The organism is Erythrobacter sp. S267 (genome assembly GCF_057365045.1).
In genome coordinates, this window is sequence record NZ_CP200298.1 from 505415 (window position 1) to 524393 (window position 18979).

Annotated in this window: 14 protein-coding genes; 10 read left to right on the forward strand and 4 right to left on the reverse strand. The window is 59.9% G+C overall.

From position 1 onward, the window contains the following. Positions 1-75 precede the first annotated feature (75 nt). Complete coding sequence (locus AC0V6X_RS02235; protein ID WP_486182966.1) at positions 76-669, forward strand: thymidine kinase; 594 nt, start codon at positions 76-78, stop codon at positions 667-669. Here AC0V6X_RS02235 and galK read toward each other — a convergent pair. The 4 genes from galK to AC0V6X_RS02255 are packed head-to-tail and all read right to left on the reverse strand — an operon-like array spanning position 666 to position 6572. Beyond that, complete coding sequence (gene galK, locus AC0V6X_RS02240) at positions 666-1709, reverse strand: galactokinase (protein WP_486182967.1); 1044 nt, start codon at positions 1707-1709, stop codon at positions 666-668. The two genes, AC0V6X_RS02235 and galK, sit on opposite strands and share 4 nt — an antisense overlap. Then, positions 1706-2791 carry a galactose-1-phosphate uridylyltransferase gene (locus tag AC0V6X_RS02245; RefSeq protein WP_486182968.1) on the reverse strand — a complete coding sequence of 362 codons (1086 nt, stop codon included), beginning with the start codon at positions 2789-2791 and terminating at the stop codon, positions 1706-1708. Before AC0V6X_RS02245 ends, galK begins: the two co-directional genes overlap by 4 nt. Further along, the gene (gene glpD / locus AC0V6X_RS02250; RefSeq protein WP_486182969.1) at positions 2788-4296 is read right to left on the reverse strand and encodes a glycerol-3-phosphate dehydrogenase; all 1509 of its coding nucleotides are present in this window, start codon (positions 4294-4296) and stop codon (positions 2788-2790) included. The genes AC0V6X_RS02245 and glpD overlap by 4 nt, the downstream gene beginning before the upstream one ends. Positions 4297-4304: 8 nt before the next feature. Further along, positions 4305-6572, reverse strand: a complete 2268-nt coding sequence (locus AC0V6X_RS02255) for an alpha-galactosidase (RefSeq protein WP_486182970.1) — start codon at positions 6570-6572, stop codon at positions 4305-4307. 114 nt (positions 6573-6686) lie between these two features. Between AC0V6X_RS02255 and AC0V6X_RS02260 the strand changes: the two genes are divergently transcribed. From AC0V6X_RS02260 to AC0V6X_RS02300, 9 genes are all read left to right on the forward strand, one after another. Continuing rightward, positions 6687-7559 (forward strand): helix-turn-helix domain-containing protein, encoded by an 873-nt coding sequence (locus AC0V6X_RS02260; protein ID WP_486182971.1) that lies wholly within the window; start codon positions 6687-6689, stop codon positions 7557-7559. A gap of 231 nt (positions 7560-7790) precedes the next feature. Then, positions 7791-10703: a TonB-dependent receptor gene (locus AC0V6X_RS02265; RefSeq protein ID WP_486182972.1), complete on the forward strand. Its 2913-nt coding sequence runs from the start codon at positions 7791-7793 to the stop codon at positions 10701-10703. Between the two features lie 457 nt (positions 10704-11160). Beyond that, positions 11161-12630, forward strand: a complete 1470-nt coding sequence (locus AC0V6X_RS02270) for an SLC5 family protein (protein ID WP_486182973.1) — start codon at positions 11161-11163, stop codon at positions 12628-12630. A 31-nt stretch (positions 12631-12661) separates the two neighbouring features. After that, positions 12662-13585, forward strand: coding sequence for a tRNA pseudouridine(55) synthase TruB (gene truB / locus AC0V6X_RS02275; RefSeq protein WP_486182974.1), 924 nt, complete (start codon positions 12662-12664; stop codon positions 13583-13585). A gap of 12 nt (positions 13586-13597) precedes the next feature. Next, the gene (rpsO, locus tag AC0V6X_RS02280) at positions 13598-13867 is read left to right on the forward strand and encodes a 30S ribosomal protein S15 (RefSeq protein WP_223071645.1); all 270 of its coding nucleotides are present in this window, start codon (positions 13598-13600) and stop codon (positions 13865-13867) included. Between the two features lie 293 nt (positions 13868-14160). Continuing rightward, a complete protein-coding gene (gene pnp, locus AC0V6X_RS02285) occupies positions 14161-16452 on the forward strand; it encodes a polyribonucleotide nucleotidyltransferase (protein WP_486182975.1) in 2292 nt (763 codons plus the stop codon). Between the two features lie 172 nt (positions 16453-16624). Continuing rightward, a complete protein-coding gene (locus tag AC0V6X_RS02290; RefSeq protein ID WP_486182976.1) occupies positions 16625-17308 on the forward strand; it encodes a spermidine synthase in 684 nt (227 codons plus the stop codon). A 69-nt stretch (positions 17309-17377) separates the two neighbouring features. Then, a complete protein-coding gene (locus AC0V6X_RS02295) occupies positions 17378-17938 on the forward strand; it encodes a phosphoribosyltransferase (RefSeq protein ID WP_486182977.1) in 561 nt (186 codons plus the stop codon). Between the two features lie 13 nt (positions 17939-17951). Further along, positions 17952-18977: an adenosine deaminase gene (locus AC0V6X_RS02300; RefSeq protein WP_486182978.1), complete on the forward strand. Its 1026-nt coding sequence runs from the start codon at positions 17952-17954 to the stop codon at positions 18975-18977. Positions 18978-18979 lie beyond the last annotated feature (2 nt).

Genomic DNA, 18979 nt, shown 5'->3' on the forward strand with positions numbered 1-18979 from the left:
CACACCGCTTTAATCAACAGGCGCTGAACGTGGTGACATTGGCGAGGGGCACGCGTGCGCGCTAAGCTTTGCGCCATGGCCAAGCTCTATTTCTACTATTCCAGCATGAATGCGGGAAAATCGACGACGCTGCTGCAAGCCGACTTTAATTATCGCGAGCGCGGCATGGCGACGATGGTGTGGACGGCGGAGCTTGATACGCGCTCGGCTGGCATGGTGCAGAGCCGGATCGGGCTGGAAGCGGGCGCCCATCTCTACACGCCGGAAACGGATATGTTTGCAGCGATTGCAGCGCAGCACGGGGAAACGCCGCTCGACTGCGTGCTGGTCGATGAAGCGCAGTTCCTGACGAAGGATCAAGTGTGGCAGCTCGCCAAATTGGCGGACGAGGCGTCGATCCCCGTGCTCTGTTATGGCCTGCGCACAGACTTTCAGGGCGAGCTTTTCCCGGGCTCTGCTGTCCTGCTGGGCGTTGCGGACGCGCTGGTGGAGCTGAAAGCGGTGTGCTGGTGCGGGCGCAAGGCGAGCATGAACCTGCGCGTCGATGCTGAAGGGCGCGCCGTGGACGAGGGCGAGCAGACCGAAATTGGCGGGAATGACCGCTACGTCGCCCTATGCCGCAAGCATTTCAGCGCGGCTCTGGCGGGCGATCCGGGAACGCTAGGTTAGGCGCTGACCGCGTCGATAAAGCGGGCCTGTGGGTGCCGGGCGAGCAGTTCGGATAACCATGCTTCGCGCTTCCCCGCTTCGACGCAGGCGACGATGCAGCCGCCAAAACCGCCTCCGGTAAGCCGCGCGCCCAAGGCGCCGAGTTCCTGCGCGCTCGCAACTAAGGCGTCGATGTCCGGCACCGACATCTCGAACAGATCGCGCATCGAGACGTGGCTTTCATTCATCAGCGTGCCGAACCGCGCCATTTCGCCAGCTTCAAGCGCGGTGATGGCCTGCAAAACTCGCTGATGTTCGGTGACGCAATGGAGTGCTCGGCGTTTGGGGATTTCGTCAAGCTGTGCCGTCTCGACCTCCTCGCGGGGGAGGAGGCAAAGGTCTCCGGTCCCGAAATGCGCCTTGGCGGCGTCGCACTCGACCTTACGCGCGGCGTAACGCCCGTCGGTCAGCTTGCGTGTGACGCCGGAGTGGATGACGACCATGTCGAACCCTTGAGGGATCGCAACGATGCGCCAATCTAGCGACTTCGTATCAAGCGCCATGCCTGTGCCGGGAGAGGCTAGGGCGACCGCCATCTGGTCCATGATCCCGCACGGCACGCCCATATATTCGTTCTCGACCCTGCGTGCCGCTATGGCGAGATCTACGTCGGATTGCGCTCCGTTTGAGGAAGTGCGTGCTGCCTTGAGGACCGCGACGATCAGCGCCGCTGAGGAAGATAAACCCGACCCCTCCGGCATGGTCGAGTGGATGGCGACCTGCGCTCCTCCTTCCAGCAGTCCCATGGCGTTGGCCTCCCTCAGAGCGCCCACCACCGGGTCCGACCAATCGCCTGAAGCGGTGTCGGAGAGTTCGCGCGACGAGGGCGCGTCATAGTCGTTGGAGCTTACCTCGACGGCACTGTTGCCCAGCCGGGTCAGAGTGACCTCGATCCCGATGGACAATGCAGCGGGCAGGACCATGCCGCCATTGTAATCGGTATGCTCGCCGATCAGATTGACGCGGCCCGGAGAGCGGGCCGTAAAGCTCGGCCTGCTCATCGCGCATACTCGCGCAACTTAGCCGCCGCGCTTTCGGGCATGACATCGACGGTGAAGGTGCCAGTGTGCTGCTCGACCGAGGCGAGATATTTCATCCGCCCAGGCGCGCGCAGAAGCGGGTAGAATTGGACGGTGAAGTGGTAGCCCGCCGAGCCGCCTTTGGGCGCCGCATGAAACGCCATCATCGTCGCAGCCGGTTGCTTGAACAAAGCATCATAGCGCCGCGTCACCTCGCCGAGCCAATATCCGAGCGCCTCCAACTCCTCATCCGAGCAGTCCCACGGCCCTTCGCGGCGCGTCATGGGCGCGAGCCACGTCTCATAAGGGAAGCGGGCAAAGCGCGGGACGAAGGCGGCGATGCCTCCCTCTTCGCCGAGGCCGTAGGCGGGCATTGCGGCAGAGATCTCGCTCGCTAGGTCATAGCCGCCCGCAAAGGCGTCGATGGCACGTTGCTGGACTTCCGGCGTGCGCTGGAAGCCGTAAATCTGACCGTGCGGGTGGTGGAGGGTGACGCCAACTTCGTCGCCGCGGTTTTCAAATGGCAAGACATAGTCGCAACCAGCGGCGAAGTGCGTCTCGTAACGGTCGATCAGCGCGCTGAGCAGCACTTGGCGACGGTCGCTGCCGATGGTCTCAAGACTGCCTGTCGCGTCCGGCGCGTAGACCACGACATCGCAGGCGCCTTTGGCCGGTTCGCTTGCGATCCCTTCAAGATCAGCGGCGTCAGAGGCGCTGGGGTGGAAGGCGGCGAATTTGTTCTCAAAAATCGCGCATTCGAAGTCGGTAAAGGGGATTTCCGTCAGCGGCCCTCCCGGCACTGTGGGCGCAAGCGGATCGTCGGCGGCCGAGGGCTTGAATGTGCGGTTCTGGCGATGCGCGGCGTAGACGTTCCACTCTTGCCGCAGGGGATGCCGCCGGATTTCTCCGCCTTGCGAGATGTCGTCGTCAGCCTCTGCCTGAAGCGGGAGGTCGTGCGCGTTGCGGCCATAGAGGTGCAGCATCCGCCCATCCGCCTTGCGATGGTCGCGGCGAAAGGTGGGCGCGCCTCCGACGCTGCGGGCGAGTTCCACAGGGGCGGTCATGCCTTCACCTGTTTGGGGACCTTGCGGGCTTCGAACCAACGCTCGACCCGTTCGCGCGCGGCCTCGTCCAGATGGAGCTTCAGCTTGCTGCGCCGCCACAGGGCGTCTTCTGCGCTGCGAACAAATTCATGTTCGACGAGATATTCGAGCTCACGCGCATAGAAGTCGCCGCCGAAATGCTCGCCCATATCGTTGAGGCCCTTTGCACCGCCAAGCACCGTGTCGATCCGTGTCCCATAGGCGCGGGCAAGGCGCGTGATGGCTGAGGGCGGGAGCCAGTCATATTGCGCGGCCTTGTCCGCAACGAAGCGGTCAAAGCCCATCGGGTCAATCTCTCCGCCGGGCAAAGCTGCATCGGCTGTCCAACTTGCGCCTGAAACCTTCAGCTTTTCAAGCGCATGTTCGGCGAGTTTGCGATAGGTTGTGATCTTGCCTCCGAAGATGGAGAGCAACGCGGCCTCATCGCCGGTCTCTCCCCGGTCTACCTCAAACACATAGTCGCGCGTCACGGTCGAGTTCGACGCAGCCTTGTCATCATAGAGCGGACGCACCCCGGCATAGCTCGACGCGGCATCGGCGGGCGTCACGTCCTGGCTGAGATATTCGTTCACCGCGTCGCAGATATAGTGCGACTCCTCGGCCGAGATCTCGATGCCTGTCGGATCGCCCTCAAAGCCCACATCGGTGGTGCCAACCAGTGTGAAGTCACGCTCGTAAGGTATTGCAAAGACGATACGATCATCCTTGTTCTGGAAGATGTAGCAATGCTCACCTTCAAACAGTTTGGGGAAGATCAGATGGCTGCCTTTAACGAGGCGCAAGTTATCGTGCTCGCCTCCCTTATCGGCACGGCCGAGGACCGTATCGACCCATGGCCCAGCGGCATTGACGACCATGCGGGCAAAGACCTCACTCTCGCCATCGGCATCGCGCAAAGTGGCTTTCCAGCCATCCCCTTCGCGCGCCAAACCGGTGCATTCGGTCCGCGTCCGAATGTCCGCACCGCGCGCTTTTGCGTCCATGCAATTGAGCACAACAAGCCGCGAATCTTCGACCCAGCAGTCGGAATATTCAAAGCCCGTGGTCAGCCGCTCTTCGAGCACTTGCCTATGCGGAGCGTCACGCAGATTGACTGTCCGCGTCGGCGGCAGGAGTTTGCGCCCGCCCAGATTGTCATAGAGGAACAACCCCAGCCGCAGCATCCATTTGGGCCGCAGCCCCTCGTCATGCGGCAAGACAAAGCGCAAAGGCCAGATGATGTGCGGAGCGATCTTCAGCAATCGTTCCCGCTCAATCAGGCTCTCTCGCACCAGCCGGAACTCGTAGTGTTCCAGATAGCGAAGCCCGCCATGGACCAGCTTGGTCGAGGAACTGGACGTCGCCTGCGCCAGATCATCCTTCTCCACCAAGCACACCGAAAGCCCGCGCCCCGCCGCATCGCGCGCAATGCCTCCACCGTTAATGCCGCCGCCGATCACCAGCAGGTCGAAAGAGCTTTGCGTCACAGTGGTGTCTACTCGCTGGCTTCGAGGTGGTAGATCAGACAGGTGTCCGGGAAGGTGAGGGGTGGCTGCATGCCATAGCCCATCAAGGCCGCTCCTGAAACCAGCGTCCCTTTGCCCTGCAATTCGGCCGCGTCGACGATTGACGGGGTCGATATCGAAGGATTGTGCTGAGGCCAGACCAGTCTGACGCGGTACTGCTTTGCTGCATCGAGCCCTGTAAAGTGGATGCGGCGCGGCAAGGTTGCTGTCTCGGTTTCCAGCACGGCGTAGGAGAACAGCGCCTCTGACTGGTCCTTCGCCACGCAGCCAACCACGTTGGTCGTCTCGCTGGAGTCCACGCGCCAGAAGGTGCCGCCATGAATCAGATCGCGGTGCTGTTTATGGAGGGCGATGCCGGCTTTGAGGACAGCGAGATCCGCCTCCCGCTCCGCCCGCAAGTCCAGCTCCATCCCCATATGGCCAAAGATCGCGCTTGCAACGCGGAAGGCCATGGAAAACTTGCGGCCCGTAATGTGGCAGGTCTTGGGACCGACATGGGTGCCCAGAACCCGCAGCGGGAAAAAGTGCGAGGCCCCGCGTTGGATCGCCTGACGCGCGCGCGCATCGTTGTTGTCGGAGGTCCACAGCCGGTCGGTGTAGCGCAATATGCCAAAGTCTGTCCGCGCGCCGCCCGATGAACAGCTTTCAATCTCAAGGCTGGGATGACGCTCTCGCAATTGCTTGAGCAATTCATACACGGCCTGTGTCTGGTGATGCATCGCCCCGCGCCCATTGCTGGCCGGGTGGTTGGTGTCGCGGTTCATGTCCCACTTGATGTAGGCGATGCCATATTCGCTCACCAATGCGCTGATCTTGTCGAACAGATAGTCAAACACTTCGCGCTTGGTGAGGTCGAGCGTCAGCTGCCCACGGAACGGAATGGTCTCAACCCCGTCGGCCTGAAGCACCCAATCGGGATGGTTGCGGAACAGGTCGCTGTCGGGATTGACCATTTCGGGTTCGAACCACAAGCCGAACTCCATGCCGAGCTCTTTGACCTTGTTCACGAGCGGGTGGAGGCCTTCGGGGTAGATGTCCTTCGATACCCACCAATCGCCAAGACCCGCAGCATCGTGCCGCCGCCCGCCGAACCAGCCATCGTCGAGGACGAAGCGCTCTGCGCCTACATCGGCGGCGGCCTCTGCCAGCTCGATCAGAGTGTCGGTGTCGTGGTGGAAATAGACCGCTTCCCAGGTGTTGTAGTGGACCGGGCGGGGGGAGCTGAAGCTGCGTTTTTCCAGCACCGAATTGTGCAGGTGATCGTGGAAGGCGTGGGCGAGGCCGTTGAACCCCTCGTTCGACCACACGGTGAGCATGTCCGGCGTACGATAGGTCTCACCCTGGCCAAGCCGGATTTCGCCGGGGAAGGTTAGTTCACCCATTTGCACAAAGCCGCGGCCATCGCTGTGGCGGTCGACACGCAGGCGGTGATTGCCGCTCCATGCAAGGTGGAAGCCAGCGGCGAGGCCCGTTGTCTCGCTTGCCTCGGGCGTGGCCAGAATGCCTCCGGGGAAGACGTCATGGCTGGTGCGGCCGGCCTTGTTCTCGCGCACGATGCTGCCTTGAAAGGCGGGCACTTCCTCAATTGCAAATTCACCCGACCAGCGCCCGGTGAAGCTGAGGAAGCGGTTCATGCGCGGGTCGAACGGAACGCAGATGGCCGCGCACCAGTCGAGCTCGAATTCAGCCTCAGATAGGTTTTCGATCTGGGTCGAGGAGCGCAGGATTCCGGTCGCAGGGTCGACGGCAAAGTGATGCTTGGTCGCGATCGAGAAGTTGCTGTCCTTGCAGCGGATTTCGAGCGTGTGCTCGCCTGACTGCTCGACCGCCTCAATCCTGAGGTCGAGCGCCCAATCTTGCCCAGCGCGGTGGCCAATCAATCCAGAGGGGCCCGAGATACCGGTGCCGATTTCATTGAGCAGTGATCCGCGCAAAGGCACAGAGGCGCTACCAGGGGCATGTTGGCGTGTGGCGAGCAGCGCCAGCTCGCTCGCCTTCACCCCCTCAAGGTCGGGGCCTGCATAGAGAATGATTGGTCGCGACCCCCGCGAACATTCGATCGCCAGCATCGTGCCGCCGCCGCGCAACTCGCAGAAAGAGTGCGCCTCTCCCTGCCGCTCAACCGGATCGGATACAGGCACCGGGCGATGTTCGTGGATCGCGGAGATCCCGTCCGCGTGATCTTCGACTTCACTGTGCGGCGCATCCGCCGGATTTAGTTTGGCGTCCTCAGCCATCCAAACAGTCCATGCCTCCCAACGATCCTGATATTCATAGCCGACTTCTAAGGCCAGCCTGCAGCGATATTCGCGCGATTTATCCCCTTATGTGAAGTGGGATTTTGGCGCTCCATGAAGTTTTTGGTAATACGATCTCTCAATTACGGAGCGAACGCCCCGATGTGGGAAGAGAAAGTCTATAAACAGAATATGCATCTCTCCGCCATTGGGGGGATCAAAATCGCGTGTTTTCTGACCGATGGGGTCGGCGTGCTCACAGCGCGGCGCACCTTGCCGCATTACACTTTGGTCTATGTGACGCGCGGCCACGGCACCTATCGCGATGAGCGGGGCGTCTCGCTAAGAGTGCAGGCGGGTGATGCTATCCTCGTGCATCCCGGCATCGAGCATTGGTATGGACCTGCGCGTGGTGACACATGGGATGAATTCTATCTCGTTTTTGAAGGGCCGGTGTTTGATCTGTGGCAGAATGCGGGCTGCCTTGACCCCGATAACCCGGTGATCTCCCTGCGCCCGATGGACTTCTGGCGTGATCGTATCCTCAGGCTGATAGGTGGGCCTGGCGCGCGAACAGAGGCTGAGCTGATCCAGGAAACCGCTGGGCTGCAAGCTCTGCTTGCTGACATCGCCAAGGCGGGTGAGGACGATATGGCGGACGACAATGCGTGGCTTGCGCAGGCCAAGGACGCGATCCGATCAAGCCTCGATGTGCGTCAGGCGGCGCGATCTATGGGCCATTCCTACGAGGCATTTCGCAAGCGATTTCGCAAGCTCTCCGGGCGCTCTCCTGGGCGATACCGGACCAGCATCTTGATGGAGCAAGCCTGTGATATGCTGACCGATCCCAACATATTGCTGCGCGATATTTCCGATCGGCTGGGCTATTGTGACGAGTACCATTTCAGCCGCCAATTTAGCAAAACTGTGGGTTGGTCTCCGTCGGAATATCGCTCCCGCATTGCTCGCGATAAAGCTGCGTTTTAGCTTTTGGCAGCTAACAAGGGCCGCAACGCCACTGTCAAAAGAGGCAGCGTTGCAAAATTATGACAGGCACAGTTTCTCCACCGTAAACCCGCGCCGTCGATCCCAAAGTCTTCATGGCGGTCCAATCCGTCTATGGCAATCACTCCCGTCTTCGTCAGGAATTGGGCTACGGCCGAAAGAGGCCTAGTCCACATGCCCTAGCAATAAGGGGCGTGGGTAAGGGAGAAAGCCATGTTGATTTCGAAGCGGGCCATTCTGGCCCAGTCCGCTGCCTTTGCAGCTATCGCAATTTCCACCCCCGCCGTCGCACAAGACGCTGACGACACACAGGTCGCTGAAGAAGAAGGCAACGCAATCGTCGTTACCGGCTTCCGCCAGAGCCTTGAAAGCTCGATCAACCTCAAACGCAGCAGTTCCGCTGTTGTTGATGCCGTCTCTGCAGAGGATGTCGGCAAATTCCCTGATCAGAACGTCGCAGAATCGCTCCAGCGCATCACCGGCGTCGCGATTGACCGTTCCGGTGGTGAGGGCCAGTCGATCACGGTTCGCGGCCTTGGCCCAGAATTCAACGCCGTTTTGCTGAATGGCCGTACCCTTGCGACCGACAATCCGGGACGCGAATTCTCGTTCGACGTTCTTTCCGCTGACATCATTCAAACCGCAGAAGTCTACAAGACCGGAGTGCCCAGCCTGCAATCCGGCGGTATTGGTGCACTCGTCAATATTCAGACCGCGCGTCCGCTGGACCGTCCGGGCCTGAACATGTCGATCTCGACCGCTGGTATCTATGAGAACCTGAGCGAGGATTTCGGCGCCGACATTTCGGGTGTGTTCTCGTACTCGAACGACACGTTTGGCATCATGCTCGGCGGTTCGTACCAGATGCGCAACTCGCAATTCGACCGCAATATCACCAACGGGTATGCGCTGCGTGACAATCCGAGCAATGACCCGAATGATTCCGACGTAGTCATTCTGGCTCCCGAAAGCTCCACCGGTCTGACTGACGCAGCCTTTGGTTTCCTGCCCGACGGGTCACGCGTCCAGCAGCAGGTGATCTTTAGTCGCGACGTCCAAGATCGCGAGCGGATCACGCTGAACGGCGCGGTGCAGTTTGCGCCGAGCGATGCTGTCACCTTCACTGTCGACGGTCTCTACACGCGTCTCGACATCGAATCGTTTGACCAGCAATTCTCCGGCTTCTTCAGCCCACCCTTCATCAACCCGCAGGTTGACGCGAATGGCACGGTGACATCGTTCAGCCGTCCCAGCATCGACTTCCAGAACCGCAACCCGGACATCGCCGGCGCGGTGGGCCTGTCGCAGAACGACAACGTGCTGACGTCGAACAACCGTCTGGCAGAGACCTTTGCGATTGGCGGGAATGTGGAGTTCGAAGCGAGCGACAGCCTCAGCTTCGTCGCTGACATTTCCTATTCGCGAGCAACGCGCGATGGGACCAACCCGTTCGTGGTGCTGGGTGCGCTTGCGCCGACGTCGCCGCTGATTGAGTCGACCAGCGATACAGGCATTTCGACCATCACCAACATCAACGACGCTGACTTTGTCGACACGTCGATACAGCGTCTGCACTTCGTCAACGTCAACCGCACGCAGGTTGAAGACGAAGTGTTTGAAGTGCGCCTTGATGGTGAATGGGACGTCGATGCGGGGCCGCTCGAAACGGTCCAGTTTGGCGGGATCTACACCGACCGTGAAAAGGTGCAGAACCTGTTCGACAACTTCGCAGCACCAGACTTTGGCAACATTCAGGCCGGTCAGATTTTCTGCGCCTATTGCGGTTATACCGTGGGCTTCGATGAATCGATCCTCAGCCCGTTCTCCTTTGACGGGTTCCTGAGCGGCGTTGAGGGTGCGGACACAGTTCCAGCGCAAATCCTGACCGCCAGCTTCGAAGATGCCTTCGCGCAATTGAACGACATTGCAAATCTGCAAGACCCAAACCGCACCGGCGGCAATACGGCTGAGCTGATTGACTACCTAAACAGCGGCCAGCTTGACCCGGTGCTCGGCATCTACACGCCGACCTTTAATCCGGGCGGCAGCTTTGCGGTGGAAGAGCAGATCTACTCTGGTTACTTCAACACCGTGTGGGGCGGAGACTTTGGCGGAGACCTGCCATGGTCGGCCAATGTCGGCTTCCGCATTGCCTTCACCGATGTCGTGTCGAGCGGGATTGACCAGCCAGTCATCGAATTCCGTGAAACGGTTGGCGACACGCAGCTCGCTCCGGTCTTTGGACCTGCTTCCGCGATCAGCGTGCCGAACGACTATGTCAACTTCCTTCCATCGGTGAACTTCAAGCTGGAGCCGACCGAGGATATCGTTCTGCGTTTGAGCTATGCCCGGACCGTGACCCGTCCGACGCTGACGGCTCTGGGTGTTGCCAACACATTTGGTGGGCGTTCGGATGCACCGCTCAGCAGCGGCGGCAACCCGCTTCTCGAAGCGTTCGAAGCAGATAACTTTGACGTTTCGTTCGAGTGGTATTTCGATGCCCTGAGCTATTTCAGCATTGCTGGCTTCCACAAGGAACTGGGCGGCTTCCTCGAAGAATTGACCCTGCCGGTTCCGGGCACTGTCATCATTCCGGCTGGCAATGTGTTGGGCGGCAATGTGGTGACGGTCGACACGCCGACCGATGTTGAGTTCCTCGACACCCGTCAGCGCAACGGCCTCTCGGGCAGCATCACCGGTGCAGAGATCGCCTTCCAGAAGACGTTCGACAACGGCTTTGGCGGCATCATCAACTACACCTATGTGAGCTCAAGCCAGGACAACGCGCCAGTCGGAGACCTTGGCTTCAACGGCTTCACGCCGCACACGGTCAACCTCACCGCGTTCTACGAAGGTGACCGCCTGTCGGCGCGTGTGTCCTACAATTATCGCGATGGCTTCCTGGTGCAGGAGGACGACGTGCAAAGCGAACCGCGTCAGCGTGAAAGCTTTGGCCAGGTCGACTTCTCAGCCAGTTACGAGCTGACCGACACGTTCCAGGTCTTTGTTGAGGGTCTCAACATCCTCAACGAAGACACGCGTGACTTCTCCCGCTTCTCCAACCGCGTGCTCACCTATGAGCGCACCGGAGCGCGTTACACCGCTGGTGTTCGGGCGAAGTTTTAAGACAACGCCCAACAAAGCCGGCGCTCGCCTGGTGAGCTGAGCGCATGGCTAGTGACGGCGGGCATTTCCGAAGGGGGGAAATGCCCGCCGTTTTCTTAAAAGGCCGCGTGGACAAGTTCGGCATGGCCCCGGCAGGTCAAGAGACCGCCAATTCGAGGAGTGAGGACGAAGGACATGCTCTTGCATATTCGAGGACGAAGGACGCTGAAGTGGTGGTCTCTTGACCTGCCCCAAAGGGGTTTGGCCAAAATTCGCTCTCGCAGCGTTACTCATGCTCGAAAGTGCGATGCACTTCCTTCGCATTCGTGCCTCGTGAGAACAAAGTTTGACTCAAACCGGGGCCGTGCTGAACTTGTCCACGCGGCCTAACGCAGGACTTGCGGTCGAAGCCGCGTCTTGAAACAGTGGGATCAACGCCTGACGCGGCACGATGCGCGCGGGCGAGGGAGAGAATATAATGAGCACGACCCAGCTGGTGGTCTTTCTGGTCATCACCGCTCTGATCGCGTTCGCGACCTATATGCATTGCCGGGGCAAGCGCGGCGCGGGCGGGGGTGATGAACGCGATTACTTCCTCGCCAATGGCGGCCTTGCCTGGTATTTCGTCGCCGGCTCCATCACGCTGACGAACCTGTCGACCGATCAGCTAGTCGGCATGAATGGCAACCAGATGGCCTTGCTGGCTTGGTGGGAGTTTGCCGCTGTGGTCGGCCTCTTCATCCTCGCCTTCGTGTTCTTGCCGATTTACTACAAGAACAACTGCACGACGACGACAGAGCTGTTGCAGAAGAAATATGGCGACAAGCATATTCGCGCGCTGATTTCGCTGCTGTTCCTGTTTGGCAATCTGTTCATTTTCCTGCCTGCGATCCTGTATGGAGGTTCGCTCTTCCTGCTGTCGCTGGTGGGCATGGATACGGGCCTCGCCAATGTGCTGACATTGTCGGTTATCCTTGCCGGCGTTGGCGCCGCTTATGCAATCTTTGGCGGGCTGCGCGCGGTGGCTGTTTCTGACACCTATTCCGGTGTGCTCATCCTTGGCCTTGCCCTGCTGGTTGTGTTTCTCGCGATGCAGGCGATCGACTTTGACTTCAGCGGTATTCCGGCAGAGCGGCTGACGCTGATCGGCGATGATAACAGCCCGATTCCTTGGCACACTTTGCTGACGGGCATGATCTTCATCCAGACCTTCTATTGGTCCACCAACCAGACGATTACGCAGCGCGCCATGGCGGCGCCCAACATTCGTGAGGCGCAAAAGGGCGTTGTTGTCGCTGCGGGCATCCGGCTGCTGATTGTGCCTGTCATCGTGGTGGTGCCGGGGATCGTGTCTTACAAATTGTTCGGTCAGGTCGGCGATCTTTCCTACGGTATGATCGTGGGAGAGGTCTTGCCCGTGTGGCTATCCGGTGCCTTTGCTGCGGCGATCTTTGCGGCGGTGCTGACGACCTTCAACTCAATCCTCAACGCCTCTGCTGCGCTTTATGTCTGCGACATGCACGAAGCCTATATTGGCAAACCCAAGAAGGTTGGCGCTTTGGGGGCTGTGGTTTCCATCGTGATGAGCGTCCTTGCGCTTGCGCTGGTGCCGTTTTTTGCGAGTCAGGAGAGCTTGATTAACACCGTGCAGCAGCTTTACGGTCTGCTCTCTATGCCGATCCTCTCGGCCTTCGTGGTGTGCTTGCTGTTCAAGAACGTCCAAGCGGGAGCGGCGATGATCGGAGTGGTCACGGGCGTCATCTTCTACGGCATCTGGTCCATGGCGTGGGAGCCTGCGCACTACATTCACGGCATGGCGGTGACGCTGGTCCTGTCGATCGCAACCTCGCTGGTGATGAACATTCTGATCTATCGCCAGACGCCGGTGTTCTCGATTGGCGGCGCGGATACGGAGGGTAAAGACCCGATGGTGGAGACCTTTGCTTGAGGGCTATGCGACAATCCCCTAGCGGGATCGCATGACCGATAAAAAGCCCCCTCCAAACGGCTGGATCATCCTCGACAAACCGCGCGGGCTGGGCTCGACGCAGGCTGTGGCGGCGGTGAAGCGGAACCTGCGTGAGGGCGGATATGCTAAAACCAAGGTCGGTCACGGAGGCACACTCGACCCGCTGGCAGAGGGCGTACTGCCGATTGCCTTAGGCGAGGCGACGAAACTTGCCGGGCGGATGCTCGATGCGAGCAAGGTCTATGATTTCACGATCAAGTTTGGGGAAGAGACCGATACGCTAGACACAGAAGGCGAGGTGGTGGAACGCTCTGACGTAAAGCCGACGCGTGCCGAGATCGAAGCCGTGCTCCCCCAATTCACCGGCTCGATTGAGCAGGTGCCGCCGGCCTATTCCGCACTCAAAGTCGATGGCAAACGCGCCTATGATCTGGCGAGGGCAGGGGAGGAGGTGCAGCTCAAGACGCGCGCAGTCACGATCCATGCGCTGACGATTGCGGGCGAAGAGGAGGCGGACAGCGAAGTCAAACTTACAGCCCACGTCTCCAAAGGCACCTATATCCGCTCTCTCGCACGGGACATCGCCCATGCCCTTGGAAGCTGCGGCCATGTTACCTACCTACGGAGAACGAAAGCGGGCCCGTTCCTCGAACGACAAGCGATTTCGCTGGACAAACTGAACGAAATCGCTAATGGCGCGCAATTATCTGACCTCCTCCTGCCGTTAGAGGCGGGGCTGGACGACATCCCGGCCCTCAACCTCACCCAGACAGACGCGCAGGCGGTCCGAACGGGCCGGGTCTTGTCTGGATTGCCCCAACCATCCGGGCTGTATTGTGCGATGCTGGAAACAGTTCCGGTGGCGCTTGTGCAAATCGAGGATGGGACGGCGAAAGTCGTCAGGGGTTTCAACCTACCCGATGTCGCTGAGTAGAAAGAGAATATCATGTCGGTAGCACCCGAACGTAAAGCTGAAATCATCAAGGACAACGCCCAAGGCAAGGGCGACACCGGTTCTCCTGAAGTCCAGGTCGCGATCCTCACCGAGCGTATCCGCAACCTGACCGAGCACTTCAAAGCCAACCATAAAGACAACCATTCGCGCCGCGGCCTTCTGATGATGGTCAACAAGCGTCGCAACCTGCTCGCCTATCTCAAGAAGAAAGACGTCGAGCGCTACAACGCACTGATCCAGAAGCTGGGTCTGCGTAAGTAAGAGTTTCGGGAAAGGCGGCTCTTGGACGGGCCGCCTTTTTCGCATCTGGGGAGGGAAATTGGCTGCCGATTCACGGCGGCTCTCTTCTCATATATAAGGGAGTATCGCAGCGAAAAGCAGTTACAGCTTTTCACGACCGCGATACGACTAAAATAAAGGGGCACGACCTGCAATTCGGCAGGTCCGCCTTGGGGCTTTGCAAACCACGCCCCATACCGGCGCGGGTCCGGTTTAACCCGCAAATGTAGGCCCCGTGCACGCAATAAGGCGGCGCGGGTCATAAAGGAAAATCCATGTTCGACACGAAAACCGTATCGCTGGAGTGGGGCGGAAAAACCCTCACTCTGGAAACCGGCCGTATTGCCCGTCAAGCCGACGGCGCTGTGCTGGCCACCTATGGCGAAACCGTGGTGCTGTGCGCCGTGACCGCCGCCAAGAGCGTCAAGGAAGGCCAAGACTTCTTCCCGCTGACCGTTCACTATCAAGAGAAATTCTCTGCAGCTGGCCGGATCCCCGGCGGCTTCTTCAAGCGCGAAGGCCGCGCGACGGAAAAAGAGACGCTCACCTCGCGTCTGATCGACCGTCCGTGCCGTCCGCTGTTCCCGGAAGGGTTCTACAACGAAATCAACGTTATCTGCCAGGTTCTCTCCTATGATGGCGAGACTGAGCCTGACATCGTTGCGATGATTGCAGCCTCCGCTGCTCTCACCATCAGCGGCGTTCCTTTCATGGGCCCGATCGGCGCTGCCCGCGTCGGCTACACCAATGATGGCGAATATGTCCTCAACCCCACGGTTGCTGACTCGCTTGGCGAAGATGGCAATCTCGACCTTGTCGTGGCCGCTACGCAAGACGCGGTGATGATGGTTGAGTCCGAAGCGAAAGAACTGACCGAAGAGCAGATGCTCGGCGCGGTGATGTTCGCTCACGAAGAAAGCCGCAAGGTCATCGGCGCAATCGTCGAACTGGCTGAGCAAGCCGCGAAAGAGCCATGGCCGCTCGATCCGGTGGAAGACAAGACCGAGAAGATGGACAAGCTGCGCGCTGCCATCGGTGCGGACTTGGAAGCTGCTTACAAGATCACCGACAAGTCGGCTCGTCAGGACGCCGTCAACGCCGCTCGCGAAAAGGCTCGCGAAGCTTTCGCTGACCTCGCGGAAAGCGATCCAGCGGAATATCTTGGCACGTTGAAGCTGGTGAAGAAGCTGGAAAGCGACATCGTTCGCGGCTCCATCATCAAGGACGGCACCCGGATTGACGGTCGTAAGCTCGACCAGGTTCGCCCGATCGAAGCGATGGTCGGCCTGTTGCCGCGGACCCACGGTTCGGCGCTGTTCACCCGCGGTGAAACGCAGGCGATCTGCACCACCACGCTTGGCACCAAAGATGCTGAGCAGATGATCGACGGGCTCGAAGGGCTCTCCTACAGCAACTTCATGCTGCACTATAACTTCCCGCCCTATTCGGTCGGCGAAGTGGGCCGTTTCGGCTTTACCAGCCGCCGCGAAACCGGCCACGGCAAGCTCGCCTTCCGCGCGCTTCGCCCGGTTCTGCCGACGGTTGAGGACTTCCCCTACACGATCCGCGTTCTGTCAGACATCACCGAGTCCAATGGCTCGTCTTCGATGGCGACCGTCTGCGGCGGCGCATTGTCGATGATGGATGCAGGTGTTCCGCTGGCACGTCCGGTCTCCGGCATCGCCATGGGCCTGATCCTTGAAGGCGAGGACTTCGCGGTTCTCTCCGACATTCTGGGTGACGAAGATCACCTGGGCGACATGGACTTCAAGGTGGCCGGTTCTGAGGAAGGCATCACGTCGCTCCAAATGGACATCAAGGTCGCTGGCATCACCAAGGAGATCATGGAAAAGGCGCTCGATCAGGCGAAAGCTGGCCGCGCGCACATCCTGGGCGAAATGGCCAAGGCGCTTACCGGCGCTCGTAACGAAGTGTCCAAGCACGCTCCGCGTATCGAGACGATGCAGATCGACAAGTCGAAGATTCGCGACATCATCGGTACAGGCGGCAAGGTCATCCGTGAAATCGTTGCTGAAACCGGCGCGAAGGTCGACATTGACGACGAGGGCACGATCAAGATCAGCTCTTCCAATGCCGATGAAATCGCAGCGGCACGGGCATGGATCGAAGGTATCGTTGAAGAAGCCGAAGTCGGCAAGATCTACACCGGCAAGGTCGTCAACATCGTCGATTTCGGCGCGTTCGTGAACTTCATGGGTGGCAAGGACGGTCTCGTCCACGTCTCCGAAATGAAGAACGAGCGGGTTGAGAAAGTCACTGACGTTGTCAGCGAAGGCCAAGAGGTGAAGGTCAAAGTCCTCGAGATCGACCAGCGCGGCAAAGTCCGCCTGTCGATGCGCGTGGTTGACCAGGAAACCGGCGAAGAGCTGGAAGACACTCGCCCGCCGCGTGAACCACGTGGCGACAAGCCGCGCGGCGGTCGTGGTGGTGATCGTCGCGGTGGCGGCGGTCGTGGCCGTGGTCCGCGTCGTGATGGCGGTGGCAAGGGCGGCGACGGCGGTGGCAATGATGGCCCCGCAGCCATGCCCGACTTCCTGAAGGACTAAGTCCGCTCGGAAATCTGTATAGGAAAGGGCCGCCTGAAAAGGTGGCCCTTTCTTGTTTGTTGCGGCCTCGCCAGCCCGCTCCCTCCGCCCTTCCACCCGGATCGTAACCCGGTGTGATAATCCGGGTGGAAGGGCGGAGGGAGCGGGCTGGCTCTGGCACCACGGAGATAAGATGCTCAAACGCGAACTTTTAGACACCGCTGCGATCCAGGATGGAGAGACTTTGGAGCTCTACTCCCACGGTCGTGATTTCATGATCGTGCTGGGCCGCAATGAACTGATGTCCACGCGGATGCGGTTCTCCGAAGAGCAGCTGGCGGAGCTTACGCTTGACCGGCTCTCTGGCGAGAATCTGCGCATCCTGATCGGCGGCTATGGCATGGGCTTCACGCTCCGAGCGGCGCTTGCCCGTGTGGACGAGGGAGCCGAGATCGTCGTCGGAGAAATCTCCGAAAAGATCATCGACTGGGCCAAAGGTCCGATGGCCGAGCTGACCGGAGAATGCCTCTCCGATCCGCGGCTAGAACTCGTCATTTGCGATGTCGCTGCGTTGATCGATGATGCGATTGATGGGACGTGCGAGCCGTTCGATGCGATCCTGCTCGACGTTGACAATGGCCCTGACGGCTTGGTGCGAGAAGACAACAACCGCCTCTATTCGCGCACAGGCCTTGGCAAAGCGCGCGACGCTCTCAAAGTCGGAGGGATTGTCTCCGTCTGGTCCGCCGCGCCCGATCCCTCTTTCCGCCGCCGGATGAAGGATGCCGGGCTTGAGGTGGAGGAGCGCGGTGTCCGCTCCCGCCCCAACAACAAGGGCGCGCATCACACAATCTGGTTCGGCCGCAAGGTGCGCTAGAGCGTAAACCCGTCCTTCCATTGGCCCGTGTCATTGTGCAGAAGGAGCAGACGGCAATCAGGAGCTAGCGTGGACAAAAAGATATTCCTCGATGGGAACGAGCTGCTCGACCTGTCCTTCGCGCTGGCCAACCAAATCGTCGAATCGGGCTTCGTCCCCACCCACATCGTCGGGATATGGCGCGGCGGTGCGCCGATTGGGATCGCGGTTCAGGAACTGCTCGAATATCGCGGGATTGAGTGCGACCATATCGCGATCCGCACCTCCTCTTACATGGGCATCGGCCAGCAATCACGCACGGTGAAAGTCTATGCTCTGGGCTATCTGATCGACACTTTGGAGGCGGAGGACGCGTTGTTGATCGTCGACGATGTGTTCGACACGGGCAAGTCGGTTGAAGCCTTCATTGCCGAGCTCAAAAAGCGCTGCCGCAAGAACACGCCCGAGACGATCAAGATCGCAACCGTGTTCTACAAGCCGTCCAAAAACCAGACCGATCTGGTGCCGGATTACTATATGCGTGAGACCGAGGACTGGCTGATCTTCCCGCATGAAATCAACGGCCTCTCCGAAGACGAAATCCGCGCCAGCAAACCCAGCGCTGATCAGATTCTCAAGGCCCCCGAGTGATGGAACAACGCCCATGACGCACACCACCAAAGCCCAGCGCGACGCCCTGATTGCGAGCCTCCCAAAGGCGGAGCTGCACCTGCATATCGAAGGCTCGCTTGAGCCGGAGCTTATGTTCGCGCTCGCCCAGCGCAACGGGGTCTCGCTGCCCTATGACAGCGTTGAAGCGGTGCGTGAGGCGTACAAGTTTTCAAACCTGCAGGAATTCCTCGACCTCTACTACCTCGGCATGGGCGTGCTGGTGGAGGAACTGGATTTCTATGACCTCACCATGGCATACCTTGAGCGGGTTCACGCCGACAATGTGCGCCATGTTGAGATATTTTTTGACCCTCAAGGCCATACGGAACGCGGCATTGCCTTCGACACTGCGATCAAGGGTATCCTGCGCGGGCTGGAGGAAGGCGAGGCGCGGCTCGGCATCTCCTACAAGCTCATCATGTGTTTCTTGCGCCACCTCAGCGAAGAGGACGCCTTTGCGACCCTTGAGGAAGCCAAGCCTTGGCTTGACCGGATCGAGGGTGTGGGACTGGACTCGTCGGAAGTCGGCCACCCGCCAGAGAAATTCGCGCGCGTCTTTGCCAAGTGCCGCGAGCTGGGTCTGAAGCTGGTCGCCCATGCAGGGGAGGAGGGGCCGCCGGAATATGTCTGGCAGGCGCTCGACACGCTGGGCATCGACCGGATCGACCACGGCAACCGCGCGCTGGAGGATGACAAGCTGGTCGCCCGCATTGTCGAGGATGGACTGACCCTCACGGTCTGCCCGCTCTCCAACCTCAAACTGTGTGTGATCGACGAGATCGGCGAAAGCCCGGTCAAACGGATGCTCGATGGCGGGATCAAGGCGACGGTCAATTCCGACGATCCGTCCTATTTCGGCGGCTATATCAACGACAATTACCGCGCCATCGGTGACGCGCTGGAGCTAAGCTCCGAGGACATCGTGAAGCTCGCGCGCAATTCCTTCACCGGCTCCTTTCTGGAAGCCAGTGAAGTTGAAGCAAGACTGGCCGAAATCGACGCCGCGCTCAGCCAGTAAGC

Excerpts from the sequence above, each read along its gene's own strand:
- pnp (WP_486182975.1), top strand. The coding sequence starts at position 14,161 with ATGTTCGACACGAAAACCGTATCGCTGGAGTGGGGCGGAAAAACCCTC.
- AC0V6X_RS02265 (WP_486182972.1), top strand. The coding sequence starts at position 7,791 with ATGTTGATTTCGAAGCGGGCCATTCTGGCCCAGTCCGCTGCCTTTGCA.
- galK (WP_486182967.1), bottom strand. The coding sequence starts at position 1,709 with ATGAGCAGGCCGAGCTTTACGGCCCGCTCTCCGGGCCGCGTCAATCTG.
- AC0V6X_RS02300 (WP_486182978.1), top strand. The coding sequence starts at position 17,952 with ATGACGCACACCACCAAAGCCCAGCGCGACGCCCTGATTGCGAGCCTC.
- rpsO (WP_223071645.1), top strand. The coding sequence starts at position 13,598 with ATGTCGGTAGCACCCGAACGTAAAGCTGAAATCATCAAGGACAACGCC.
- AC0V6X_RS02255 (WP_486182970.1), bottom strand. The coding sequence starts at position 6,572 with ATGGCTGAGGACGCCAAACTAAATCCGGCGGATGCGCCGCACAGTGAA.
- AC0V6X_RS02290 (WP_486182976.1), top strand. The coding sequence starts at position 16,625 with ATGCTCAAACGCGAACTTTTAGACACCGCTGCGATCCAGGATGGAGAG.
- truB (WP_486182974.1), top strand. The coding sequence starts at position 12,662 with ATGACCGATAAAAAGCCCCCTCCAAACGGCTGGATCATCCTCGACAAA.
- AC0V6X_RS02260 (WP_486182971.1), top strand. The coding sequence starts at position 6,687 with ATGAAGTTTTTGGTAATACGATCTCTCAATTACGGAGCGAACGCCCCG.
- AC0V6X_RS02235 (WP_486182966.1), top strand. The coding sequence starts at position 76 with ATGGCCAAGCTCTATTTCTACTATTCCAGCATGAATGCGGGAAAATCG.
- AC0V6X_RS02270 (WP_486182973.1), top strand. The coding sequence starts at position 11,161 with ATGAGCACGACCCAGCTGGTGGTCTTTCTGGTCATCACCGCTCTGATC.
- AC0V6X_RS02245 (WP_486182968.1), bottom strand. The coding sequence starts at position 2,791 with ATGACCGCCCCTGTGGAACTCGCCCGCAGCGTCGGAGGCGCGCCCACC.